Below are 24,073 nucleotides of genomic sequence, written 5' to 3'. Positions count from 1 at the left end.
TCGTTTTTTGTACGTTTTTTTCGACGGTTGCCGCTGTGGACAAGGCCGGGCATGCTGCGAGCTGATTTTCTATTCCAAGGGCTGTCGATCAGTCGAAGCAAGGAGAACACGATGTCCAACACCCTGTTTATTACCGGCGCGACTTCCGGTTTTGGTGAAGCCTGTGCCCGTCGTTTTGCCGAGGCCGGCTGGAAGCTGGTGCTGACAGGTCGTCGTGAAGAGCGCCTCAATGCCCTGTGCGCCGAGTTGTCGAAGCAGACCGAGGTTCATGGCCTGGTACTCGACGTACGGGATCGCAAGGCCATGGAGGAGGCGATTGCCAATCTGCCACCGTCCTTCGCCAAGTTGCGCGGGCTGATCAACAACGCCGGCCTGGCCCTGGGCGTGGACCCGGCCCCCAAGTGCGATCTTGATGATTGGGACACCATGGTCGACACCAACATCAAAGGCCTGATGTACAGCACCCGCCTGTTGCTGCCGCGTTTGATCGCTCATGGTCGTGGCGCCAGCATCGTCAACCTCGGCTCCATCGCCGGCAATTACCCGTACCCGGGCAGCCACGTGTATGGCGCGAGCAAAGCGTTCGTCAAACAGTTCTCCCTGAACCTGCGCTGCGACCTGCAAGGTACGGGTGTACGGGTCAGCAACATCGAGCCGGGCCTGTGCGAGAGCGAGTTCTCGCTGGTGCGTTTTGCCGGTGATCAGGAGCGTTACAACGCCACTTACGCCGGTGCCGAGCCGATCCAGCCGCAAGACATCGCCGAGACCATTTTCTGGGTGCTCAACGCGCCGGCCCACATCAATATCAACAGCCTCGAGCTGATGCCGGTGAGCCAGACCTGGAGCGGGTTTGCCATTGAGCGTAATGGTGGCAAGGCGTAATTGTGGCGAGGGGGCTTGCCCCCGTTCGGGTGCGAAGCAGCCGCCTGCGATGCAACTGACAAAACACAAGGGCTGCTGCGCAGCCCAACGGGGGCAAGCCCCCTCGCCACAAAAAACTCAGCCGAGATACTCGGCCAACCCGCGATAACAGGTTGCCAAGTGATAAGGCGTGGTCGAAGGCATGTCCTTGCGGCTCACTTCGCCATGCTCATCGCGACACTCATACCAACCGCCTCCATGCAGAAAGCGCTGTTGCAAGGCCTGCAATTGGTGCTGCACCGATGCTTCGCTGCCCGGGCGCAAGGTCAGGGCGCGCAGGTATTCGGCCTGGGCCCAGATGCGTTGGGTCGCGTCGCGTGGGCGGTCGTCCACTTCCAGCATCGCTCGCACAGCACCGGTCTGCTGATCGACACCTCGTTGCTCGGTGAGCGCAAACGCGCGTTCCAGCGAGGTGTGCAGTTTCGAGCCACGCAGCAGCGGTGAGGATTGCAGCAGGAAATACCATTCGAACTGATGGCCCGGCTCGAACCAGTTATCCACAGCCCCCAGCGGTTTCTCCATCAGCACCGCGTGTTGCGGATCGATGAAGCGCTTCTGCATGGCTGTGCATAACTCGACGAGCGCGCCTTGCACAGCAGCGTCTTCGCGCACCGAAAGGGTGGCGAGGAAGGCTTCGGCCAAATGCATCAAAGGATTCTGCAGCGGCCCGGATTCGAGCGAGGACCAGTCACGGTCCAGGCTGGCTTCGTACAGGCCGTCGCCCGTGGCGAAACGTTGCGCCACAACTTCCAGCGCGGCGTTGAGCACCGACTCCACCAGCGGTTCGCGGACCTTGCTCCAGTAATGAGCGCAGGCGAACAGGATGAAGGCGTGGGTGTAGAGGTCTTTGCGTTGATCCTGCGGCGCACCTTGCGGGTCGATGCTGTAGAACCAGCCGCCATGCTCGGCATCGTGGAAATGCCGCTGCAAGGAACGGAACAGCGCCGCCGCACGTTCTTCGGCCTGGGGCACTTGGCCGATCAGGCTGGAAAACAGATACAACTGCCGCGCGCAGGCCATGGCCCGGTAGCGCTGAGGGGGCAGCGGTCGATGTTCGGCGTCCAGCGCTTCAAAAGGCAATGCCATGTCGGCGTTCCAGCCGGGGCCTTGCCAAAGCGGCACGATCACGTTCTGGAAGTGCTGTTGCACCGAGGCGAACAGGGCGGTCAATTCAGGCTGGGAAGCAGAGCGGGAAACAGGCGGCATTGGCTGGCGTCGTCACGGCAGGGGCGATTGCGCGACATGGTAGCAGAGAGGCAGGCCCGAGAGACGCGGTGTCTGTCAGGCCGCCTTCGCGAGCAAGCCCGCTCCCACACTCGATCTGTGGGAGCGGGCTTGCTCGCGAAGAGGCCAGAACAGGCGATAAAAAAGTCAGCCTGCCAACAACCAGACCCCGGTCGCCGCCGAAGCCGCACCGGCCAGCCGAACCAACGGTGCCGCCGCTTGAGGCAGCACTCGAACCACCGCATAACCCGTTGCATGCAAAGCCGCCGTCGCCACCACAAACCCCGCCGCGTACGCCCAGGGACTGGACATGTCCGGCAATTCCAGACCATGCGCCACGCCGTGGAACAGCGCGAACAACGCGGTCGCAGCCACCGCCAGGCTCAATGGTGGACGCACCGCCAAAGCCACCGCCAGGCCCAGTGCCAATACCGATGCCGCAATCGCGCTTTCCAGCGCCGGCAGGTTCAGTCCTTCAAAACCCAGCAAGCCGCCGATCAGCATGGTGCCAACAAACGCGCACGGCAGTGCCCAGCGCGCAGCACCTTTCTGCTGCGCCGCCCACAACCCTACGGCAACCATCGCGAGCAAGTGATCGAGGCCGCCGATCGGGTGGCTGATACCGGCCATCAAACCATTGTCGCCATGGCCCGGATGAGCGAAGGCAATGGCTGGAGTCAGCAGCAGGGCCATGGCGCCCAGAATGCGTTTCAGTGTCATGGATAAGCTTCCTTGTTGATAAGTGTGGTCAGGCCGCAGTCAGCAGACCCTGGCGTTCGATGAAGGCGATGATCGCTTCCAGGCCCTGGCCGGTTTTCTGGTTGCTGAAGACGAACGGTTTGCCGTTACGCATGCGTTTGGTGTCGCTGTCCATCATCTCCAGCGACGCGCCCACCAGCGGCGCGAGGTCGATCTTGTTGATCACCAGCAGGTCGGATTTGCAGATCCCCGGCCCGCCCTTGCGCGGCAGCTTGTCGCCGGCCGAGACGTCGATCACGTAGATAGTGAGGTCGGACAGTTCCGGGCTGAAGGTCGCCGAGAGGTTGTCGCCACCGGACTCCACCAGAATCAGGTCCAGCCCCGGGAAGCGCCGGTTCAGTTGATCCAGGGCTTCAAGGTTGATAGAGGCGTCTTCGCGGATCGCCGTGTGCGGGCAGCCGCCGGTTTCCACGCCGATGATCCGCTCCGGCGCCAGGGCTTCGTTGCGCACCAGAAAGTCGGCGTCTTCGCGTGTGTAGATGTCGTTGGTCACGACGGCCAGGTTGTAGCGGTCGCGCAGGGCCAGGCACAGGGCCAGGGTCAGGGCGGTTTTACCGGAACCGACCGGGCCGCCGATGCCGACGCGCAGAGGTTGTGCGTTCATGTGATTCTCCAAAATTAAGGGCCCTAGGAGCGGAACAGACGGCTGTACTGGCGCTCATGGGCCATGCACGCCAGGGACAGGCCGAAAGCGGCGCTGCCAACGTGTTCGGGGTTGATTCGGGTGGCGTCTTGCTGCGCCTGTTGCAGCAACGGCAGCAGCTCACTGGTCAGGCGCTGGGCGGCTTGCTGGCCCAGGGGCAGGGTTTTCATCAGCACCGCCAATTGATTTTCCAGCCAGCTCCAGAGCCAGGCGGCCAGCGCATCTTGCGGGCTGATTTGCCAGGCGCGGGCCGCCAGCGCCCAGCCGAGGGCCAGATGCGGTTCGGGGCGTTGGTCGAGGAAAGCACGGGCTGGCGCATCCAGTTCCGGCAAGCCGTTGAGCAATTGCTGCAGCGAATAGCCCATCTGCCGACTTTCCTGATGCAACTCGCGGGTTTCGCGGCTGGCGCGATGCTCTTCGCAGCGTTGCAGCAACTCGTCCCAGTTTTCTTCGGACGCGGCGGTGCAATGGGCGAGTAGCAATGGTGCTTCGAAACGGGAGAGGTTCAGCAACAACTGATCGCTGATCCAGCGTCGCGCGCTGTCGGGATCATTCACGCGGCCGTTATCCACAGCCATCTCCAAACCTTGGGAATAGCTGTAGCCGCCGATCGGCAGCTGCGGGCTGGCCAGACGCAGCAGCGCCCAGGCCGGGTTCATAAGCGCACGCCGAACTGGTGCAGTTTCGGCGGGTAGTTGAAATCCTCGTCGCCGTGTCGCGAGTGGTGGTGGCCGCCGCCGTAGGCACCGTGTTCTGGCTGGAACGGTGCTTCGATGTTTTCGGTCTTGGCGCCAAGCTGTTCAAGCATGGCCTTGAGCACGTAATCGTCGAGCAGGCGCAACCAGCCGTCGCCGACTTGCAAGGCCACATGGCGGTTGCCCAAGTGATAGGCGGCGCGGGTCAGTTCGAAGGCGTTGGCGCAGGTGACGTGCAGCAGTTGTTCGGGGCGAGCGCAAACGCGAACGACGCGCCCGTCTTCGGCTCGCAGGCATTCGCCGTCAAACAGCGGCGGCTGACCGCGCTCCAAAAACAACCCGACGTCTTCACCCTCGGCACTGAAACAGCGCAAGCGGCTTTTGCTCCGGGCTTCGAAGGTCAGGTGTAACTCGGCGGCCCAGACGGGTTGAGGGTCGATTCTGCGGTGAATCACCAGCATCGGAAGGCTTCCAGCAATAGACGATGTTGTAGCTAGAGCAAGGGGCTTGCCAATCGGGTGAGACGCGGGAAATGCCTGTCAGAGCGAAGAGGGAGACTCAGAGTGTTGCAGGGGGTTGATTGAAGTTGGTGCGAGAGGGTTTTCGGCGCACCAAAATGCGGCGCGATTAACGGTGTGGGAGGGGGCGTGCTCGCGAAGGCGGTGTGCCAGGCAACATTGATGTCGACTGACACTCCCTCTTCGCGAGCAAGCCCCCTCCCACAGGGGGGAATTGTTTACTCGGTACTGCCGAGTCCCTGCCAATGCTTCAAGCCAATAAAGATAAACCGCAACTGCTGGGTAATTTTCGCCTGCGGCGTCAGATGCTCCGGCAACGCCTGCGCTGGTGGATCGATAATGTCCGGCAAGGTCGCGAACACGCTTTTGACGATCAGATCCGCCATGACGCTCAGGCCGGCAATGTCCAGATGCTGCAGTTTCGGCATCAGCGCCAAGTCGGCCGCCAGGTCCGAGCTGATGTCCTCGCGCAAGCGGGCGATGGCCAGGCGCACCGGCAGCGAACCGCCGTACTGCTCGCGGGCCAGAAACAGGAATTGCGAACGATTGGCCGTGACCACATCGAGAAAGATCCGCACCGAGGCATCGATGATGCCGCCCATGACGAACTCGTTATGGCGCACCAGGCGGATGGTTTCGCGGAAGGTCTGACCGACTTCGCTCACCAGCGCCAGGCCCAGCTCATCCATGTCGGCGAAATGCCGGTAGAAACCGGTGGGGACGATCCCGGCGGTTCTGGTGACTTCCCGCAGGCTCAGGCTGCCGAATCCTCGGCCGCTTTCCATCAGGTGGCGGGCAGCGTCCATCAGGGCGTTGCGGGTCTGTTGTTTCTGTTCGGCGCGGGGCAGCATCGCAAGAGTGTTTTCTGGACAGGGACAGCGGCGCACTCTAGCAAATCGGCTTCGCTGGCGTCGAACGACTATCGGGGGATTACGCGGGGAAATTCGGCTTCTATAAAGTCAAAAGCCCAATCCGGGGATTGGGCTTTTTTCAGGGCCACCATGGGCTTAGCTCACAGCGCTGTTGCGTTCGATCACACGGTCACCACCGCCTTCAGCCAGGGTTTGGCCTTGTGGGGTGCGATCGGTACCGTCAGCAGCCAGGGTTTGGCCTTGTGGGGTACGGTCGGTACCGTCAGCAGCCAGAGTTTGGCCTTGTGGGGTACGGTCGGTACCGTCAGCGGCCAGGGTTTGGCCTTGTGGGGTGCGATCGGTACCGTCAGCGGCCAGGGTTTGACCTTGTGGGGTACGGTCTGAGCCATCTTGAGTGATCAGGCCTTTTTCTTTCAGGCGATCATTACCGCCTTCGGCAACGGTTTGGCTGAACACCGAGTGGCTGTCTTTGACTTGTGGAGTGGCCTGATCAGCGGCCGGCAGAGCAAAAGCGGTGCTGGCTAACATCGAGAGGGTCAGGCTAAGCAGTAATTCGCGTTTCATGATGGGTTGCTCCTTGGGAGGGCGATAAAGTGGGTACGAGGGCAATGTTACTCTCGATAAGTCGATGTAAAAGTTCATAAACGCAATGGTAATAATCAACAGAATTGATTGTTCCGTCGAAGCGCTCTAGAACGGGCGTTGCCGACGAACGTTTTTGCGCTGATGTGGGTATTTTCGACTCACTCGTGCAGCACAAAAGTGCGGGTCTATAACGCCGGATGAGGGAGCAGTGTGGCCACGACCGATTATTTGAGTGTTAAACGGCTATGCGGTTAAACCTGCACGCCATTTCCCAGTCCTAGATGTCATGGCAGGCCGGTTCTGGCCTAACGTTTCATAGGTGCGTCGCTGTCCGGGCGCTCAGTCGTATTCAGGAGCCCTGTGCAATGACGCGCACTCGTAAAATGTTTGCCTGGACCTTCGCCAGCCTCGTTGTCCTGCTGGCCGTTCTGGTACTGATCATCGCGTTCTTCGATTGGAACCGGATCAAGCCGCCCCTGAACGCCAAAGTGTCCGAAGAACTGCATCGTCCGTTCGCCATCAATGGCAACCTCGCGGTGGTCTGGCAGCGCGAGCCCGACGAGGGCGGCTGGCGGGCCTGGGTGCCGTGGCCACATGTGGTGGCCGAGGACCTGAGCCTGGGCAGCCCGGACTGGTCGAAGCGACCGCAGATGGCCACCCTCAAGCGCGTAGAACTGCGCATCTCGCCGCTGGCCTTGCTGACGCAGCGGGTGGTGATCCCGCGCATCGATTTGACCGAGCCCAATGCCGACCTGCAGCGTCTGGCCGACGGCCGCGCCAACTGGACGTTCAAGTTCGATCCCAAGGACCCGAACGCCGAGCCTTCACACTGGGCGCTGGACATTGGTGCCATCGGCTTCGACAAGAGCCATGTCACGCTCGACGACCAGAGCCTGAAAACCCGCCTCGACTTGCTTATCGATCCGCTGGGCAAGCCGATTCCGTTCAGTGACATCGTCGGCGACAAAGCGGCGAAAACCGCGCTTGAGAAGGGCGGTTCGCCGCAGGATTACGCGTTCGCGTTGAAGGTCAAAGGCCAATACCACGGCCAGAATCTGGCCGGCCAAGGCAAAATCGGGGGGTTGCTGGCCTTACAGGATGCCACCAGGCCGTTCCCGCTTCAGGCGCAAGTGAACATCGCCGACACCAGCGTCGAGCTGGCCGGCACGCTCACCGATCCATTGAATCTCGGCGCCCTGGATTTGCGCTTGAAACTGGCCGGTGCCAGCCTGGGCAATCTCTATCCGCTGATCGGCGTGACGCTCCCGGATACTCCGCCGTACGCCACCGACGGGCACTTGACCGCCAAGCTGCATGAACCGGGCGGGGCGGTGTACCGTTATGAGGACTTCAACGGCAAGATCGGCGAGAGTGACATCCACGGCAACCTGGCTTATGTCGCGAGCCAGCCAAGGCCCAAGCTCAGCGGGGCGCTGGTGTCCAATCAACTGCTGTTTAGCGACCTGGCCCCGCTGATCGGCGCCGACTCCAATGCCAAGCAAACGGCCCGTGGTGGTGAAAGCAAGCAGCCGACAGACAAGGTGCTGCCGGTCGAAGAGTTCAAGACCGAACGCTGGCGCGCCATGGATGCCGACGTTGAGTTCACCGGCAAGCGCATTGTTCACAACGAAAAACTGCCGTTCAACGATCTCTACACTCATCTAGTGCTGACGGATGGCGTGCTCAGCCTCGAACCCCTGCGTTTCGGTGTGGCCGGCGGCAACCTGGATGCGCAGATTCGTCTGAACGGACGTACCGAGCCCTTGGAAGGCCAGGCCAAACTGACCGCGCGCAAGTTCAAGCTCAAGCAGCTATTTCCCACCTTTGATCTGATGAAAACCAGTTTCGGTGAACTCAATGGCGACGCCGACCTTACCGGACGGGGCAACTCGGTGGCCAAATTGCTGGGCACTGCCGATGGCAATCTGAAAATGCTGATCAATGATGGCGCGATCAGCCGCGAATTGATGGAACTGGCGGGATTGAACGTCGGCAACTATGTGGTCGGCAAAATCTTTGGCGACAAGGAAGTGAAGATCAACTGCGCGGCGGCCGATTTCGACATCAAGAGTGGGCTGGCGACCACGCGGCTGTTTGTCTTCGATACCGAGAACGCGATCGTCTACATCGATGGCACGGCGAACATGGCGACCGAGCAACTGGACCTCACCATCAGCCCGGAATCCAAGGGTTGGCGTTTGATTTCGCTGCGTTCGCCGCTGTATGTGCGGGGCAAATTCATCAAGCCGGATGCGGGTGTGAAAGCGGTGCCATTGATGTTGCGTGGGGCGGGGATGGTGGCATTGGGTGTGATTGCCGCGCCAGCGGCGGGCTTGCTGGCGCTGATAGCGCCCAGCGCGGGTGAGCCCAATCAATGTGCGCCGTTGCTGGAGCAGATGAAGGCCGGGAAGGCGCCGGTGACGGTTAAGCCAACCCGGTAATCCGTTGGCGTCTGTTATGACGCTTTCGCAGGCTCCTACAGGGAAATGAGTTCTCCTGTAGGCGCTGCCGCAGGCTGCGATCTTGGCAATAGACCCGACAACCGAGCTTCCTCCTGCAACCACGCAAAGAATGCCCGCACTGGCGGATGCCGTTCACGGCCCGGCACGCATAGCGCGCTGTATCCGGCCCCGTCGACCTGAATGCCACCCCGATAAGCTACCAGCAAACCGCTGGCCACACTTTCCGACACCAGAATATTGCTCGCCAGCACCAGACCTTGCCCGGCGATGGCGGCTTGCAGCGCGTAATGCTCTTCGTCGTATTCACGCACCGCCGGTTGCCCGGCCAGCCAGGTTTCGCCGGACTGCGCGCACCAGGCCTCCCAGCCGTGGGCGTAAAGCTTGGAGTTGTGCCAGCGCACGCTGATCAGGGTCGGTACCCGACTGGCTGCCAGGGCCACTTGTTCAGGCGAGCCATAGACCCCGAAGGATTCGTCGAACAGGCACAGCCCATACAGGTTCGGGTAATCGTCGAGGCTGTAACGCACCACCAGATCGACACTGGCGTCCTGATGCAAATCGATGACTTCGCAGTGAGTGTCCAGCCGCAGGCTGATGTTCGGATGGCGGGCGTAAAACCGGCCCAGCCTTGGCACCAGCCAGAGGGCCGCGAAGGCGGCCGTGGTGGAGACCGTCAGGCTCGTGCCGCTGCGTTGCGGGCGCAAGGTATCGACACTTTGCGCCACTTCCAGCAGGGCGCCGTGCAGGCTGCGGAACAGCCGTTCGCCGCTCTCGGTGAGGCGCACCTGCCGTGGCAGTCGTTCGAACAGCGGCACGCCGAGCCAGTTTTCCAGGGAGCGGATCTGGTGGGAAACCGCCGTCGGCGTCACGGAGAGCTCTTCGGCGGCGGCCTTGAAACTCAGCAGGCGTGAGGCGGATTCGAAGGCCCGTAGGGCGGTCAGCGGTAACGAGGCAAACATTTGAAACTCCATGGATGAAATGGATTCATCCAGACTGATTTTTGCTCATTTGAATAGACGCGGCCGCCAGCTTCAAGCTGCGAGCCACAAACAGTTCGAGTTTAGTCTTCAGGAGATTCAGATGAGCACAATTCTTGCCATTCACGCCAGCCCCCGTGGCGACCGTTCCCATTCACGACGTTTGGCCGAGGTGTTTATTTCGGCCTGGCAGGTCCGCAACCCGCAGTCGCAACTGACTCGCCGTGAAGTCGGTCGGGCGTTGATTCCGCCCGTCAACGAAGCCTTCGTAGCGGCCGCTTTTCATCCAGAGCCGCAAGCACGACCGCTGTCGATGCAGGCCGACCTGGCACTCAGCGATGAATTGGTGGGGGAGTTACTCGGCCATGATCTGTTGGTGATTTCCACGCCGATGTACAACTTCAGCGTGCCCAGCGGCCTCAAGGCCTGGATCGACCAGATTGTGCGGCTCGGGCTGACGTTCAATCACACCCTGGACAACGGCGTCGCTCAGTACGAACCACTGGTGCGAGGCAAGAAAGCGTTGATCGTCACCAGTCGCGGCGGATTCGGCTTCGGGCCGGGTGGTGAGCTGGAAGCGATGAACCATGCCGATCCGTTGCTGCGCACGGCGCTGGGGTTCATCGGCATCACCGACATTACGGTTGTCGCCGCCGAGGGCGAAGAGTCTGCCGAGCGTACTTTCCAGGTTTCCGTGGCCGAGGCCGAGCAGCGTTTGCTGGCGCTGGCCAGGGAGTTGTAGATGGCCTGGCTGTTCTTGCTGATCGCCGCCGGGTTCGAAGTCACCTTCGCCATGGGCATGAAGTACGCCGAAGGCTTCTCCCGGCTTTGGCCCTCGGTGATCACCGTGGTGGCCGCGGTGGGCGGGATTTATTTTCTGACGCTGGCCATGCGCGAGTTGCCGGTGAGCATCGCCTACCCGATCTGGACTGCCATCGGTTCGCTGGGCACGGTGTTCCTCGGTTTTGCGCTACTCGGTGAAAGCCTGACCATGCTCAAGCTGGTGTCGGTCGGGCTGATTGTGGCAGGCGTGGCAGGGTTGAAGTAGGGTGGCTGTCATAGACGGGTCGTCGAGTTGTCATCTTGGGTGACGATGCTTGGCTGATGCCTTGCATCCAGCCTCGCTTCATCTCACCGCTCACAAGGATTGTTCATCCATGTCGCAAGGTTCCGCCACGCGTTACCCGTTGGTGCTGGTCCCGGGGATGCTCGGGTTTATCCGTCTGCTGCTCTACCCCTATTGGTACGGCATTATTTCGGCGTTGCGCCGGGATGGGGCGACCGTGATCGCGGTGCAGGTCTCGCCGCTCAATTCCACGGAGGTACGCGGCGAGCAATTGCTGGCACGGATCGAGGAGATTCTGCGCGAAACCGGAGCCGGGAAGGTCAATCTGATCGGCCATAGCCAAGGCTCGTTGACCGCCCGTTATGCCGCGGCAAAACGCCCGGACCAGGTAGCGTCGGTGACCTCGGTGGCCGGCCCCAACCATGGCTCGGAGTTGGCGGACTACCTACATGAAAATTATCCGGCTGACAGCGCCAAAGGCCGGCTGCTCAGCTTTTTGCTGTGGCTGATCAGCGCGTTGATGTGCCTGCTGGAAACCGGTTATCGGGGGCCGAGACTGCCGGTGGATATCCCGGCTTCGCACCAATCGCTGACCACGGCAGGCGTGGCGCTGTTCAATCAGCGTTATCCACAGGGGTTGCCTGACACTTGGGGCGGGCAGGGGCCGGAAGAGGTTAACGGCGTGCGTTATTACTCCTGGTCCGGGACTTTACAGCCGGGCAAAACCGATCACGGGTGCAACCTGTTCGACGGGACCAATCGCAGTTGCCGGTTGTTTGCCACAACCTTTGTGCGTGAAGCGGGGCATTGCGACGGGATGGTCGGGCGTTACAGCTCGCACCTGGGGACGGTGATTGGTGATGAATACCCGATGGATCACTTCGATATCGTCAATCAATCACTGGGGTTGGTGGGCAAGGGCGCAGAGCCGGTGCGGTTGTTTGTCGAACATGCGGCGAGGTTGAAGGCGGCCGGGGTTTAGCCGTCAGACCGCGTCATCGTTCATCGCGAGCAGGCTCGCTCCCACATTTACTCTGCGAACACAGGCCCATTGTGGGAGCGAGCCTGCTCGCGATAGCGCCAGATCAGCCAACGGTGACCTTTCGGCCTAGCACAGTAGTCCACCGCTCCGACAAAATCACCCCACCCAACGTCAACACCCCACCCACCAAGTGATACAGCGCCAACTGCTCATGCAGCACCACCGCCGCAATCAGCGCCGTAATCAACGGCAGCAAATTGAAAAACAGCGTGGTACGGCTCGGCCCCAGGCGCACCACGGCCTGCATCCACGCCAGCGGCGCAAGCATCGAGGCCAGCAGGCACGCGTAAAGCACCAGTGGAATGTTGTGCAGGGTCGGGCCGATTTTCGGTGAGGCAAGGAACAACGGAAACAGCACCACCACCGCGACCAGCACCTGCAAATACAGCAACACCAGCGGCGGCAAACGCAGCTGCCATTTTTTCAACAGGGTGCTGTAAACCGCATAAGCCAGCGTGGCGATCAGCATCATCGCGTCGCCCAGGTTCACCCCATGCTCCAGCAATGCGCCGAGGCTGCCGGACGACACCACCACCAAAACACCGGCAAACGACAACACCGCACCGGCCAGTGCGCCGGCGGTCAGGCGTTGGCCGAGGCTGACCATCGCCATGGCCAGCGACATCAACGGCATCAGCGACAGAATGATCCCCATGTTGGTGGCCGACGTCAGCGTCGCGGCGAAGTAGGCCAGGCTCTGATAAACCGCCATGCCGAGCACACCAAGGATGAAAATCCTGCCCAGGTTCGGGCGGATCGCCGGCCAGTGGCTAATCACCGGTTTAAGCATGAAAGGCGTGAACAGAATCCCGGCCAGCAGCCAGCGGTAGAAACCGATTTCGGCGGGGAAGATCGCGCCGACCGCGAGTTTATTGATCACGGTGTTGCCGGCCCAAATGAAAATGGCCAGCAGGGGATAAGCGTATTGCATCGGAAAAAAGCCAGAATGTTAATGAAGGAGGATTATCCGTCTGTCTGTATCAAAGCCTATACTGCAATCCAGACAACCTGCCTCTGATTCCGGACAGCATGAACAGCAAACACATCGACCTGCTGGATTTCAGCGAACTGCCGTCAGCAGTGTATTTCCGCTACGCCGACTTCAACGCCCACGAATACGCCGCGCCTCACCGGCATCCGTGGGGCACGCTGGAGTACGCGGCCCATGGTGTGTTGCACATGGATGTCGACGGCAGCCGTTTCATGTCGCCGCCGCAATACGCGGTGTGGGTGCCGCCCGGGACCGAGCACAGTTTCTATAGCAATCAGCCGATCAACTATCGCGCGGTCTGCCTGGCACCGATGCTGTGCCGTGATCTGCCGCAGCAGGCCTGCACCCTGGCGATCAGCGACATTCTCAAGGCGATCCTGAAAGACTTCGCCGCCCGCGATGTGAAAATTCCCGAGCACGATACGGACAAGCGTCTGGCTCAAGTGCTGGTGGACCAACTGCAACAGGCGCCGATGCAAGAGTGTTACTTGCCCTACGCCAGCAACCCCGGGTTACTCGGTATTCTGCAAGCCCTGCAGGCCGCCCCCGGAGACAACCGACCATTGGCGGATTGGGCCGCGAACATTCATGTCAGCGAGCGCACGCTGGCGCGGCAGTTTGTCCGTGAATTGGGCATGAGCTTCGGGGAGTGGCGGCAACGGTTGCGGTTTCTGGCGGCGATCGAAGCGCTGGACAGCCACCGTAACATTCAGGAAATCGCCTTCGACATGGGTTACAGCACCGGCTCGGCGTTTATCGCGATGTTTCAGCGCCAGGCCGGGTGTACGCCGGAACAGTATCGACGCAGCCACCTCGATAGCAGGTGAACGTGTAACAGGCTTTGTCTACACTTCAGAGCGAGGCCGCACCCATCGGTGCGGTAACAAGGAGAAAACTCCATGAAGATGTTGCGTGCCCCGTTGTTGTTGATCGGTTTGTTGCTCTGCTCCCAGGGTTTCGCCGCCACTGCCCAACAGAACAAGATGACCACCTGCAATGCCGACGCTACCGCCAAGAGCCTCAAGGGCGACGAGCGCAAAGCCTTCATGAGCACTTGCCTCAAAGCCGCGCCGGCCGCCGATGCCGCCAAACCCATGACACCTCAACAGGAAAAGATGAAAACCTGCAACGCCGATGCCACCACCAAGGCCCTCAAGGGCGATGCGCGCAAAGCCTTCATGAGCGAGTGCCTGAAGAAAAAATAAGCATTGTGGGAACGAGCCTGCTCCGGGCGGCGATCCGACGATGCAGGCGACTAGGCATCACGCAGGACCGCAGTGATGCTATCGCGAGCAGGCTCGCTCCCACAGGTTCGTGTTTGCTCGCTTCGGCGCCGGAACGCTGGCAGACTGCCAATCCTTTTACGTCGTTCGTTTTGAGGCTGTATGTCAGCGTTTTCTCAGCGTCACGTTCTGTTGCTCATCAGTTGGGTTATCATTTTTGGCGGTTTGCTGCTGGTGATCCCTCTGCGATTGCTGCCCAGCCTGCTGGCCGGGTTGTTGGTGTTCGAACTGGTCAACATGCTCACGCCGCAGTTGCAGCGGCTGATCGAAGGTCGGCGTGCGCGCTGGCTGGCGGTGGCGTTGCTGGGGACATTAGTGGTCAGTGTGCTGGCACTGATCTTTGCCGGTGCGATCAGTTTTCTGCTGCACGAGGCGGAAAACCCCGGCGCTTCTCTCGACAAATTCATGGTCGTGGTCGACCGCGCGCGCGGGCAGTTACCGCCGTTCATCGACGCTTATTTACCCGCCAGTGCCGCCGAGTTCCGGGTGGCCATCGGCGAGTGGATGAGCAAGCACTTAAGCGACTTGCAGCTGGTGGGCAAGGACGCGGCGCATATGTTCGTGACGTTGCTGATCGGTATGGTGCTGGGGGCGATCATCGCCTTGCAGCGCGTGCCAGACCTGACCAAGCGCAAGCCCTTGGCCGCGGCGTTGTTCGACCGTTTGCACCTGTTGGTCCAGGCGTTTCGCAACATCGTGTTTGCCCAGATCAAGATTTCCCTGCTCAACACCTTTTTCACCGGGATTTTCCTCGCGGTGATCCTGCCGATGTTCGGGATCAAGCTGCCGCTGACCAAAACCCTGATCGTGCTGACCTTCCTGCTCGGCCTGCTGCCGGTGATCGGCAACTTGATGTCGAACACCTTGATCACCATCGTCGGCTTGTCGCTGTCGATCTGGGTGGCGGTGGCGGCACTGGGTTATCTGATCTTTATCCACAAGCTCGAATACTTCCTCAACGCACGCATTGTCGGGGGGCAGATCAGTGCCAAGTCGTGGGAGTTGCTGCTGGCGATGCTGGTGTTCGAAGCCGCGTTCGGCCTGCCGGGGGTGGTGGCGGGGCCGATTTATTACGCGTATCTGAAGAGTGAGTTGAAGTTGCTGGGGATGGTTTGATCCAGCAGATGTATCACCTGAACTGACCCCATCGCGAGCAGGCTCGCTCCCACAATGGACCTGTGTTCGCAGGACAAATGTGGGAGCGAGCCTGCTCGCGATAGGGGCGCCTCGGTGTCGGATCAGGCCAAAGTGCCGTAGCGCTTCATCGCCTCAATCGCCAACCCACTGCCGATGCTGCCAAAGATGTTCCCCTCAACATGCTGCGCGTTCGGCAACATCGCCGAGATGCTGTTGCGCAGCGCCGGAATCCCGCTCGAACCGCCGGTGAAGAACACCGTATCCACCTGATCGACCCGTACATTGGCGTCGTTCAGCAATTGGGTCACGCTGTTGCGCACCCGCTCCAGCAAGTTGTCGATGGCCGATTCGAACAGCGCCCGGGTCAGTTCCACGCTCAAACCGGACTCGATGCGATCCAGCGGCACATGGCGGCTGTCGGCGTGAGTCAGCTGGATCTTGGTTTCTTCCACTTCCATGGCCAGCCAGTGCCCGGCGCGCTGGTCGATCAGCTTGAACAGGCGATCGATGCCGCCGGTGTCCTCGATGTCGTAACGCATGCTGCCCAGAGCCAGGGTCGACTTCTGCGAGTACACCGAGTTGATGGTGTGCCAGGTCGCCAGGTTCATGTGGTGGCTGGTGGGCATGTAGGCGCCGCTCTTCATCCGGCTGCCGTAGCCAAAGAGCGGCATCAGGCCTTGCAGGCTCAGCTGCTTGTCGAAATCGGTCCCGCCGATGTGCACGCCACCGGTGGCGAGGATGTCGTCGTGACGGTTGTCGTGGTTGCGGCGCTCAGGGGACAGGCGCACCAGGGAGAAGTCCGAGGTACCACCGCCGATGTCGACGATCAGTACCAGCTCTTCCTTTTCGATGGTCGACTCGTAGTCGAACGCCGCTGCAATAGGCTCGTACTGGAACGAGACGTCCTTGAAGCCGATGGCGCGTGCTACATCCACCAGGGTGTTTTCTGCTTCCTGGTCGGCCAGTTCGTCGTCATCGACGAAGAACACTGGGCGGCCCAGCACCACTTCCTCGAACTCCCGACCGGCGGCGGCTTCGGCGCGCTTTTTCAGCTGACCGATGAACAGCCCGAGCAGGTCCTTGAACGGCATCGCCGTGCCGAGGACGCTGGTGTCGTGCTTGATCAGCTTGGAGCCCAGCAGGCTCTTGAGCGAGCGCATCAGCCGGCCTTCGTAACCTTCCAGGTACTCGTGCAGCGCCAGTCGGCCGTACACCGGGCGGCGTTCTTCCATATTGAAGAAGACCACCGAAGGCAGGGTGATCTTGTCGTCCTCCAGCGCGATCAGCGTTTCCATGCCGGGGCGCAGCCAGCCGACGGTGGAGTTGGACGTGCCGAAGTCGATACCACAGGCACGGGCTGGAGATGCGTTTTTCATGTCTTTCAAGTTCCGGTTAAAAAACGGCCGCGCAGTGTATGCCAGTGCGGCGAAGATTCGAAGGCCGACTATCTGTTAAATCGCAGCGGTCAGCGCTTGAAAGATGGTCCATCACCCCCAAACTTCCCTGCATAGACTTGGCAACCCTTGGGGCGACTGCAAGAACCGCGCCCTGCTGCCGATAAACTTCTGATGCGCTGCCCGGTCACAAAGTTGAGATTGGTCAATCCAGACGCTGCAAACAAGAGCATGCTGTACCGAGCTGCGCGATTTCGATAATGGATGGTGATTCCCTCGATGGACTTCAAAGACTATTACAAGATTCTCGGTGTGGAACCGACCGCGGACGATAAGGCGATCAAGGCCGCCTATCGAAAGCTGGCGCGTAAATACCACCCCGACGTCAGCAAGGAAAAGGATGCCGAGGCCAAATTCAAGGACGCGTCCGAAGCCTATGAAGCGCTGAAAAGCGCCGACAAGCGCGCCGAATACGACGACTTGCGCAAATACGGCCACCACGGCCAGCCCTTTCAGGGCCCGCCGGGTTGGCAGAGCCGCGGTGGTTTCGGTGGTGGTGGTCAGGACACGGGCGATTTCTCGGACTTCTTCAGTTCGATCTTCGGCAACCGTGGTCCGGGTTTCAATGGTGGTGGACGGTCGGGCCATAGCGCCGGGCGTCGAGGGCAAGACGTGGAAATGGAATTACCGGTTTTTCTGGAAGAAACCCTCTCGACCGAATCGAAGAAGGTCAGCTTCCAGGTGCCGCAGTACAACGCTGCCGGCCAGCATGTCAGCAACACCAGCAAAAGCCTGAACGTGAAGATCCCCGCCGGCGTTGCCGACGGCGAGCGCATCCGCCTCAAGGGCCAGGGCGCTCCGGGTATCGGTGGCGGGGTCAATGGCGACCTGTACCTGACCATTCGTTTTGCGCCGCACCCTAAATTCGATGTCGAAGGCGAGAACCTGATCATCACCTTGCCGCTGGCACCGTGGGAGCTGGCGCTGGGGACCGAAGTCGCGGTGCCGACCCTGACTGGCAAGATCAACCTCAAGGTCCCGGCCGGCAGCCAGAATGGCCAGCGCATGCGCGCCAAGGGCCACGGTTTGCTGCACAAGGCCGGCCACCGTGGCTACCTGTTCGTGCAGCTCAAGGCGGTGATGCCGAAAAAGCTCGACCATGACGTCAAAGAGTTGTGGGAGGAGTTGGCGAAAAAAGCCGCTTTCGATCCACGAGAGAACTTTTGATTCAAAGATAAGGAGTAGCCAATCATGAGCGACCCCGTGATCGTTCTATTGGACCTGGCAGAATTTTGCGAGGCGACCGAACTGTCGGACGTGCACGTGATCGAGATCGTCGAACACGGCATCCTTGAACCTCAGGGAGCCTTGCCCAAGGATTGGCGCTTCACCGATTATGAGCTGGCACTGGCCAAGCGCGCCGCCAAGCTGCGGCGCGATCTGGAGCTGGAATGGGAAGGCGTTGCCCTGGCGCTGGACCTGCTTGAAGAGGTCCGGCAACTGCGGGCCGAGAACCGCATGCTCAGGCAGCGGTTGGGGCGGCTGCTGATCGAATAATCGTTCTGTGTTTTTGTATTGCCTTTGAGGACGCTTTCGCGAGCAAGCCCGCTCCCACATTCGATCGCATGCCCCTGTGGGAGCGGGCTTGCTCGCGAAGAACGATAACGCGGTCTTCCTGCCTCACACCTTCCTGGGCAACACCACGGTAAACAGCGTGCCATCGGTCTCATTGGAACTGACCTCGATCGTCCCTTGATGCGCATCAACCACTTCCTTGACGATGAACAGTCCCAGACCGAGGCTGGTGGTCGGCCCGCCGAGTTCTTCGTCGGCACTGCGTACCAGCGGATCGAAGATCGTGTCGATCGCCTCGGGCGGAATCGGCGTGCCGTCGTTATGCACAGTGAGCCGAACACTGTCCGCTTCGCCCCTGAGGGTCAGTTTGACCGCGCTGTGGTTCGAACCGTGCTGCAATGCGTTGCCGATCAGATTTTGCAGCATTTGATTGAGCCTTCGGCCATCCCACACACCTTGGGCATCGCCTTCGACGTTCAGTGTCGGATCGCATTGCGGACGAGCGGCGCAGGCTTGGGCAATCGCGTCACGCGTCGCATCGGCAAGATCCATGGGCACCGGTTCGATCGGCAGGCGCTTGCCCAGGCGACTGCGGACCAGCTCGAGCAAATCGCTGACCATCACCGCCATGTGGCGGGTGCCACGTTTGATGTGGAGCGCACAGGTCAATGCGTCGCCCTCAAGGGTGGTTTTGCGCATCAGCATTTCGGTGGACATGCTCACCGCTTGCAGCGGTGCGCGCAGGTCATGGCCGAGGATCGCCAGAAAGATGTCCCGGGAACGATTGACCTGCTCGGCATACGCCGCGGTGGATTCGGCCAGGGCTTCGTCGATGGCTTCGTTGAAACGGATCATGTCCTGGAAATAGGCCAGATCCGGCGAGTCCAGGCTGTTGACCCACAAGCGGATCACACAGGCGCGCAGATGGCGGAACTCCGAGGTCATCTGCACCAGGTCGAAACCCACGGTATGCCGCAGCTCGCCATGGTTGGCACCGGCTTCGTCCAGGCTCGGGGTTTTTTCCGGACCTTCGCCCCTGGCTTTTGCCAGTTGTTCACTGGCGGACTGAGGCTTGTTCATGTCCCGTGTGGCGGCCAGCAGGATCGCTTTTGCATGATCGCGCAGAGCCATGCTGTCCATGTTTTCGGCGGCGGGGGTAATGGTTTTGGCGAATTGCTCCCATTCATCGACGATACGGTCTACGTTCTGAACGATGAAATCACTGAGGCGCATGGGCGATTACCTGTGGAGCAAAGGGCGGGAGTCGCATCTTAGCCCCATATCAGTCGAGCGAATGCTCAAGCAGATGTGCGGGAGCTGTATGCATCTGTGGCGAGGGGGCTTGACTGACTGGCATCAGGCTTGCCTTGGGCAGCCCCTCGCCACAGGATTATCAGAAAATCTAGAACAGGAAGTAACGCTGCGCCATCGGCAATACATCCGCTGGCTCACACCAGAGCAACACGCCGTCGGCCTTGACCTGATAGGTCTGCGGATCGACATCGATGTTCGGCAGGTAATCGTTGTGGATCAGGTCGGTTTTCTGCACGTCGCGGCAGCCTTTGACCACGGCGATTTTTTTCTTCAGGCCCAAGGCTTCGGGCAAACCGGCTTCCTGTGCCGCCTGGCTGATAAAGGTCAGGCTGGTGGCGTGCAGTGAGCCGCCGTAGCTGGCGAACATCGGGCGGTAGTGCACCGGTTGCGGTGTCGGGATTGAAGCGTTGGCGTCGCCCATCAGGCTGGCCGCGATAGCACCGCCCTTGAGGATCAGCGTCGGTTTTACCCCGAAAAACGCCGGACGCCAGAGCACCAGGTCCGCCCATTTACCCACCTCGACCGAACCCACTTCATGGCTGATGCCGTGGGTGATTGCCGGGTTGATCGTGTATTTGGCGATGTAGCGTTTGGCGCGGAAGTTGTCGTTGCCTTCACCATCCTGAGGCAGCGGGCCCCGCTGTTTTTTCATCTTGTCGGCGGTCTGCCAGGTGCGCGTGATGACTTCGCCGACCCGGCCCATGGCCTGGCTGTCGGAGCTGATCATCGAGAAGGCGCCGAGATCATGGAGGATGTCTTCGGCGGCGATGGTTTCGCGGCGGATGCGGCTTTCGGCGAAGGCCACGTCTTCGGCAATGCTCGGGTCCAGGTGGTGGCAGACCATCAGCATGTCGAGGTGTTCGTCGATGGTGTTGCGGGTGAACGGCCGGGTCGGGTTGGTCGAGCTCGGCAGCACGTTGGTAAAACCGCAGGCCTTGATGATGTCCGGGGCATGACCGCCACCGGCACCTTCGGTGTGGTAGGTATGGATGGTGCGGCCCTTGAAGGCGGCGAGGGTGGTTTCGACGAAGCCCGACTCGTTGAGGGTGTCGGTGTGAATCGCCACTTGCACGTCGTACTGGTCGGCCACGGTCAGGCAGTTGTCGATGCTCGCCGGGGTGGTGCCCCAGTCTTCGTGGAGCTTGAGGCCGATGGCGCCGGCCTTGACCTGTTCGATCAACGGTTCCGGCAGGCTGGCGTTGCCCTTGCCGGTGAGGCCGATGTTCATCGGGAACGCATCGGCGGCCTGGAGCATGCGCGCCAGGTGCCATGGCCCGGAGGTGCAGGTGGTGGCGTTGGTGCCGGTGGCAGGTCCCGTGCCGCCGCCGATCATGGTGGTGACACCGCTCATCAGCGCTTCTTCGATTTGCTGTGGGCAGATGAAGTGGATGTGGGTGTCGATGCCGCCGGCGGTGAGGATCATGCCTTCACCGGCGATGACTTCGGTGCTGGCGCCGACCGCGATGGTGACGTTCGGCTGGATGTCCGGGTTGCCGGCCTTGCCGATGGCCGCGATGCGCCCGTCCTTGAGGCCGACGTCGGCCTTGACGATGCCCCAGTGGTCGATGATCAACGCGTTGGTGATCAGGGTATCGACGACCTCGGCGGCCAGTAACTGGCTCTGGCCCTGGCCGTCGCGAATGACTTTGCCGCCGCCGAATTTCACTTCTTCGCCGTAGGTGGTGAAGTCCTGTTCCACTTCGATCCACAGCTCGGTGTCGGCCAGACGGACCTTGTCACCGACGGTGGGGCCGAACATGTCGGCGTAGGCCTGACGGGAAATCTTCATGTGTTCGCCTTGGAATTCAATTGATTTTGAGATCGCTCGCATTACTCGCTATCGCGAGCAGGCTCGCTTCCACATTTGATCGCGGTCTCATGTGGGAGCGAGCCTGCTCGCGATGGGGCCAGTGCAGACGCCGCATTAGTCAGAGATCACCCATGATCCTGCCGGCAAACCCGAACACCCGGCGATGCCCGGCCAGGTCCACCAGCTCGACCTCGCGGCTCTGCCCCGGTTCGAAGCGCACGGCGGTGCCGGCGGGGATGTTCAGGCGCATGCCGCGGCTGGCGGCGCGGTCGAAGGTCAGGGCGTCGTTGGTTTCGAAGAAGTGGTAATGCGAGCCGACCTGGATCGGCCGGTCGCCGCTGTTGGCCACCTTCAGGCTGAGGGTGCGGCGGCCGACGTTGAGTTCGATGTCGCCGGGCTGGATCTGGTATTCACCGGGAATCATCAATGGGCTCCTTGGAGAATCTTGTAGTAAAGGGCAGTCGGTTTGTACTGGCCGTTCGGGTCGCAGGCGTAGTCGGGGATTTCGCCGGCGCGGGTGTAGCCCATCGCCTTGTAGAAGTCTTCGGCGGGGGAGCCGGCCTCGGTGTCGAGGTAGAGCATGCCGCGTTTGTGTTGGCGGGCAGCGAGTTCAAGGGCATGCATCATCTGTTGGCCCAGGCCGCGACGACGGGCGTGTTCACGCACCAGCAGTTTCTGCACTTCGGCGCGGTTCAACCCATTGGCTTTCTGGCACAACGTCAGTTGCACGCTGGCCTGTACCTGTTCGTCCTTGACCACCACCCAGAGCAGCACGTTGCCTTTGTTCAGGTTGTCCTGGACTTCATCGAAATAGGCTCGGGCCTGGGTGGCGTCCAGATCCGCCATGAACCCGACACTGGCGCCATAGCCGACGGCGTCGAGCAGCAAATCAATCAAACCCTGACGATAGTGCGCAAAGCTTTCAACGTTGACGCGGCGCAGTTGGGCGGCGTTCATGGGTATCACTCCTTGTGGGGACCGGGAGGCATTACGCCCGGGTCGAGAATCAGTTGCATGAAGGTCAGGTCCAGCCAGCGGCCGAACTTGGTACCCACCTGCGGCATTTGGCCGGTGACGACAAAACCGGCCCGATCGTGCAGCCGGATCGAGGCGCCGTTACCGCTTTCGATGGCGGCGACCATCACGTGTTTGTTGCAGCCTTTGGCGCGTTCGATCAGCGCTTCCATCAGGCGCGGGCCGAGGCCATTGCCGCGCTGGTCGTTGCGCACATACACCGAGTGCTCGACCGTGTGGCGGAACCCGTCGAACGGCCGCCAGTCACCGAAAGAAGCGTAGCCGAGTACGCTGTTGTCGCCGTCGACGATCACCAGCACCGGATAACCCTGGGCTTGCCGGGCGCTGAACCAGGCCTGGCGGTTGCCCAGGTCCACGGCCTGTTCGTTCCAGATCGCCGTGGTATTGAGCACGGCGTCGTTGTAGATATCGCGGATCGCTGGCAGATCGGCGTGCAGCGCATCGCGGATGTGGAAAGTCATGGCGCGGCCTCAGGCGATCGGTTGGTGAACGGTGACCAGTTTGGTGCCGTCGGGAAACGTCGCTTCGACCTGGATCTCCGGGATCATTTCCGGGATGCCTTCCATCACTTGTTCGCGGCTGAGCAGGGTGGTGCCGTAATGCATCAGCTCGGCCACGGTCTGGCCGTCCCGCGCGCCTTCGAGCAACGCCGCGGAAATATAGGCCATGGCCTCCGGGTAATTGAGCTTCACGCCGCGAGCCAAACGTCGTTCGGCCACGAGGCCGGCGGTGAAGATCAGCAGCTTGTCTTTTTCGCGTGGGGTCAGGTCCATCGTAGAAATCCATCAGGGCAGATTAAAAAGTAATCGGATCTGTGAACGCGTTACCTGTGGGAGCGAGCCTGCTCGCGATGAGGTCATCACATCCAGCGAAGATGTTGACTATACGATCGCCATCGCGAGCAGGCTCGCTCCCACAGAAAAGCATTCAGGTGCTCCATATTCTTGGCGGGACGGCTTCGCGGCCGAGCAACGCAGGCCGGAGCAATCGCCACAAATCAATTAGCCAACCCCGTGCCAACAACGCCTCGCTGGCCAGGCACCGGGCGACCAACAGCCCCGGCAATTGCGTCAGATCACCGCGCACCTCATTGGGTAGCGAGCGGCACTTTTCCAACAGTTCGCTATCAATCTCCCCGGTCACCAGCAACGTCGCAAACACCGGTTGGCCATCCAGCCCTATCGGCGAGTCCAGCAAACCGTCGTTCCCGACAATGCGCTGGCGCTCGTGCCAGAGCAACTGGCCGTCGCGGCGGATATCCAGGTGCGCCTGAAAATGCCCGAGGTCGAAGCGTTCGCCACTGGCCGGGCGACCCAATGCCACCACGTCCCAGTAGAACAGCCGTGCATAGCCTTGCAGATCAATGCTCGTGCTGAGTTCCGCCTGAGCGTCGCTGAAGATAATCGTCTCTTGCGGCAGCCACTCCAACGTAGCACCGGCGGCAACACGCAAGTCGAGTTTCTGATAAGCCGGCCCGACCGCGCGATACCACTTGGCGGCGCCGGGGCTGGTGATTTGCGCCCAGGCGTGCGTACCGACGCTGGCCGAGATGTCCAGCCGATCACCACCGGCAATCCCGCCCGGCGGGTGGACGATGATGTGCTGACACACCTCGGGGCCTTCGGCATACAGATGCTTCTGCACCCGCAGCGGGCCTTTGTGACGGCGCTGGACCGGGCGTGTGCTGTCACCGAAACGGGTGTAACCCAGTTCCAGCTCGGCATGCCAGCTGGGGGTGAACAGGATGGTGTGGGCAGGTAAGGTCATATT

The 24,073-nt window shown here is 61.0% G+C and carries 27 protein-coding genes; 10 read left to right on the top strand and 17 right to left on the bottom strand.

Annotated elements, in window-relative coordinates; genetic code table 11:
* Positions 1–111 precede the first annotated feature (111 nt).
* Positions 112–882, top strand: a complete 771-nt coding sequence (locus QMK51_RS25500; protein ID WP_258697794.1) for an SDR family oxidoreductase — start codon at positions 112–114, stop codon at positions 880–882.
* 117 nt (positions 883–999) lie between these two features.
* Here QMK51_RS25500 and QMK51_RS25495 read toward each other — a convergent pair whose 3' ends face one another.
* From QMK51_RS25495 to QMK51_RS25465, 7 genes are all read right to left on the bottom strand, one after another.
* Positions 1,000–2,127 (bottom strand): AGE family epimerase/isomerase, encoded by a 1,128-nt coding sequence (locus QMK51_RS25495; protein ID WP_320392404.1) that lies wholly within the window; start codon positions 2,125–2,127, stop codon positions 1,000–1,002.
* A gap of 165 nt (positions 2,128–2,292) precedes the next feature.
* Positions 2,293–2,865 carry a HupE/UreJ family protein gene (locus QMK51_RS25490; RefSeq protein ID WP_320392403.1) on the bottom strand — a complete coding sequence of 191 codons (573 nt, stop codon included), beginning with the start codon at positions 2,863–2,865 and terminating at the stop codon, positions 2,293–2,295.
* A 28-nt stretch (positions 2,866–2,893) separates the two neighbouring features.
* Positions 2,894–3,508, bottom strand: coding sequence for an urease accessory protein UreG (gene ureG, locus QMK51_RS25485; protein WP_320392402.1), 615 nt, complete (start codon positions 3,506–3,508; stop codon positions 2,894–2,896).
* 23 nt (positions 3,509–3,531) lie between these two features.
* The gene (locus tag QMK51_RS25480; protein WP_258697790.1) at positions 3,532–4,206 is read right to left on the bottom strand and encodes an urease accessory protein UreF; all 675 of its coding nucleotides are present in this window, start codon (positions 4,204–4,206) and stop codon (positions 3,532–3,534) included.
* On the bottom strand, positions 4,203–4,703 hold the full coding sequence (ureE, locus tag QMK51_RS25475) for an urease accessory protein UreE (protein WP_258697789.1): 501 nt from the start codon (positions 4,701–4,703) through the stop codon (positions 4,203–4,205). Before ureE ends, QMK51_RS25480 begins: the two co-directional genes overlap by 4 nt.
* A 275-nt stretch (positions 4,704–4,978) precedes the next feature.
* The gene (locus QMK51_RS25470) at positions 4,979–5,611 is read right to left on the bottom strand and encodes a TetR family transcriptional regulator (RefSeq protein ID WP_258697788.1); all 633 of its coding nucleotides are present in this window, start codon (positions 5,609–5,611) and stop codon (positions 4,979–4,981) included.
* A gap of 156 nt (positions 5,612–5,767) precedes the next feature.
* The gene (locus QMK51_RS25465; RefSeq protein ID WP_320392401.1) at positions 5,768–6,196 is read right to left on the bottom strand and encodes a hypothetical protein; all 429 of its coding nucleotides are present in this window, start codon (positions 6,194–6,196) and stop codon (positions 5,768–5,770) included.
* Between the two features lie 386 nt (positions 6,197–6,582).
* On the opposite strand from QMK51_RS25465, the gene QMK51_RS25460 reads away from it, so the two are divergent.
* Positions 6,583–8,658 carry an AsmA family protein gene (locus QMK51_RS25460; protein ID WP_320392400.1) on the top strand — a complete coding sequence of 692 codons (2,076 nt, stop codon included), beginning with the start codon at positions 6,583–6,585 and terminating at the stop codon, positions 8,656–8,658.
* 35 nt (positions 8,659–8,693) lie between these two features.
* Here the strand turns inward: QMK51_RS25460 and QMK51_RS25455 are convergent, their stop codons facing one another.
* Positions 8,694–9,650 (bottom strand): LysR substrate-binding domain-containing protein, encoded by a 957-nt coding sequence (locus tag QMK51_RS25455; protein ID WP_320392399.1) that lies wholly within the window; start codon positions 9,648–9,650, stop codon positions 8,694–8,696.
* Positions 9,651–9,759: 109 nt separating this feature from the next.
* Between QMK51_RS25455 and QMK51_RS25450 the strand changes: the two genes are divergently transcribed.
* The 3 genes from QMK51_RS25450 (at position 9,760) to QMK51_RS25440 (ending at position 11,704) form a co-directional block, all read left to right on the top strand.
* The gene (locus QMK51_RS25450) at positions 9,760–10,398 is read left to right on the top strand and encodes an FMN-dependent NADH-azoreductase (RefSeq protein WP_320392398.1); all 639 of its coding nucleotides are present in this window, start codon (positions 9,760–9,762) and stop codon (positions 10,396–10,398) included.
* Positions 10,399–10,704 (top strand): DMT family transporter, encoded by a 306-nt coding sequence (locus QMK51_RS25445; RefSeq protein ID WP_258697783.1) that lies wholly within the window; start codon positions 10,399–10,401, stop codon positions 10,702–10,704.
* 109 nt (positions 10,705–10,813) lie between these two features.
* The gene (locus QMK51_RS25440; protein WP_320392397.1) at positions 10,814–11,704 is read left to right on the top strand and encodes a triacylglycerol lipase; all 891 of its coding nucleotides are present in this window, start codon (positions 10,814–10,816) and stop codon (positions 11,702–11,704) included.
* Between the two features lie 103 nt (positions 11,705–11,807).
* Here the strand turns inward: QMK51_RS25440 and QMK51_RS25435 are convergent, their stop codons facing one another.
* Positions 11,808–12,695 carry a DMT family transporter gene (locus tag QMK51_RS25435; RefSeq protein WP_320392396.1) on the bottom strand — a complete coding sequence of 296 codons (888 nt, stop codon included), beginning with the start codon at positions 12,693–12,695 and terminating at the stop codon, positions 11,808–11,810.
* 98 nt (positions 12,696–12,793) lie between these two features.
* Between QMK51_RS25435 and QMK51_RS25430 the strand changes: the two genes are divergently transcribed.
* The 3 genes from QMK51_RS25430 to QMK51_RS25420 all read left to right on the top strand — a co-directional run bounded on the left by QMK51_RS25430 (position 12,794) and on the right by QMK51_RS25420 (position 15,154).
* Positions 12,794–13,582: a helix-turn-helix transcriptional regulator gene (locus QMK51_RS25430; RefSeq protein WP_320392395.1), complete on the top strand. Its 789-nt coding sequence runs from the start codon at positions 12,794–12,796 to the stop codon at positions 13,580–13,582.
* Positions 13,583–13,654: 72 nt separating this feature from the next.
* Positions 13,655–13,960 carry a PsiF family protein gene (locus tag QMK51_RS25425; RefSeq protein WP_320392394.1) on the top strand — a complete coding sequence of 102 codons (306 nt, stop codon included), beginning with the start codon at positions 13,655–13,657 and terminating at the stop codon, positions 13,958–13,960.
* A 180-nt stretch (positions 13,961–14,140) separates the two neighbouring features.
* A complete protein-coding gene (locus tag QMK51_RS25420) occupies positions 14,141–15,154 on the top strand; it encodes a hypothetical protein (protein ID WP_320392393.1) in 1,014 nt (337 codons plus the stop codon).
* A gap of 122 nt (positions 15,155–15,276) precedes the next feature.
* Here QMK51_RS25420 and QMK51_RS25415 read toward each other — a convergent pair whose 3' ends face one another.
* Entirely contained in the window at positions 15,277–16,551 is a 1,275-nt protein-coding gene (locus tag QMK51_RS25415) for an Hsp70 family protein (RefSeq protein WP_258697777.1), read from the bottom strand.
* Positions 16,552–16,848: 297 nt separating this feature from the next.
* Here QMK51_RS25415 and QMK51_RS25410 point away from each other — a divergent pair, with 297 nt between their 5' ends.
* Positions 16,849–17,796, top strand: a complete 948-nt coding sequence (locus tag QMK51_RS25410; RefSeq protein WP_258697776.1) for a DnaJ C-terminal domain-containing protein — start codon at positions 16,849–16,851, stop codon at positions 17,794–17,796.
* Between the two features lie 24 nt (positions 17,797–17,820).
* Positions 17,821–18,126: a chaperone modulator CbpM gene (locus tag QMK51_RS25405; RefSeq protein ID WP_258697775.1), complete on the top strand. Its 306-nt coding sequence runs from the start codon at positions 17,821–17,823 to the stop codon at positions 18,124–18,126.
* 123 nt (positions 18,127–18,249) lie between these two features.
* Here QMK51_RS25405 and QMK51_RS25400 read toward each other — a convergent pair whose 3' ends face one another.
* From QMK51_RS25400 to QMK51_RS25370, 7 genes are all read right to left on the bottom strand, one after another.
* Positions 18,250–19,377 (bottom strand): HAMP domain-containing sensor histidine kinase, encoded by a 1,128-nt coding sequence (locus QMK51_RS25400; protein WP_320392392.1) that lies wholly within the window; start codon positions 19,375–19,377, stop codon positions 18,250–18,252.
* Between the two features lie 169 nt (positions 19,378–19,546).
* Positions 19,547–21,247, bottom strand: a complete 1,701-nt coding sequence (gene ureC, locus QMK51_RS25395; protein ID WP_258697773.1) for an urease subunit alpha — start codon at positions 21,245–21,247, stop codon at positions 19,547–19,549.
* A 139-nt stretch (positions 21,248–21,386) separates the two neighbouring features.
* The gene (locus QMK51_RS25390; RefSeq protein ID WP_030128285.1) at positions 21,387–21,692 is read right to left on the bottom strand and encodes an urease subunit beta; all 306 of its coding nucleotides are present in this window, start codon (positions 21,690–21,692) and stop codon (positions 21,387–21,389) included.
* Positions 21,692–22,225: a GNAT family N-acetyltransferase gene (locus QMK51_RS25385; protein ID WP_258697772.1), complete on the bottom strand. Its 534-nt coding sequence runs from the start codon at positions 22,223–22,225 to the stop codon at positions 21,692–21,694. The genes QMK51_RS25390 and QMK51_RS25385 overlap by 1 nt, the downstream gene beginning before the upstream one ends.
* A gap of 5 nt (positions 22,226–22,230) precedes the next feature.
* Positions 22,231–22,764, bottom strand: coding sequence for a GNAT family N-acetyltransferase (locus tag QMK51_RS25380; RefSeq protein ID WP_258697771.1), 534 nt, complete (start codon positions 22,762–22,764; stop codon positions 22,231–22,233).
* Positions 22,765–22,773: 9 nt separating this feature from the next.
* Positions 22,774–23,076 carry an urease subunit gamma gene (gene ureA / locus QMK51_RS25375; protein ID WP_007937143.1) on the bottom strand — a complete coding sequence of 101 codons (303 nt, stop codon included), beginning with the start codon at positions 23,074–23,076 and terminating at the stop codon, positions 22,774–22,776.
* Positions 23,077–23,230: 154 nt separating this feature from the next.
* A complete protein-coding gene (locus QMK51_RS25370) occupies positions 23,231–24,070 on the bottom strand; it encodes an urease accessory protein UreD (protein WP_320392391.1) in 840 nt (279 codons plus the stop codon).
* Positions 24,071–24,073 lie beyond the last annotated feature (3 nt).

The sequence above is a fragment of the Pseudomonas sp. P9_31 genome (genome assembly GCF_034008235.1).
Classification (GTDB): Bacteria; Pseudomonadota; Gammaproteobacteria; order Pseudomonadales; family Pseudomonadaceae; genus Aquipseudomonas.
This window is presented reverse-complemented; position numbering and strand designations above follow the sequence as displayed.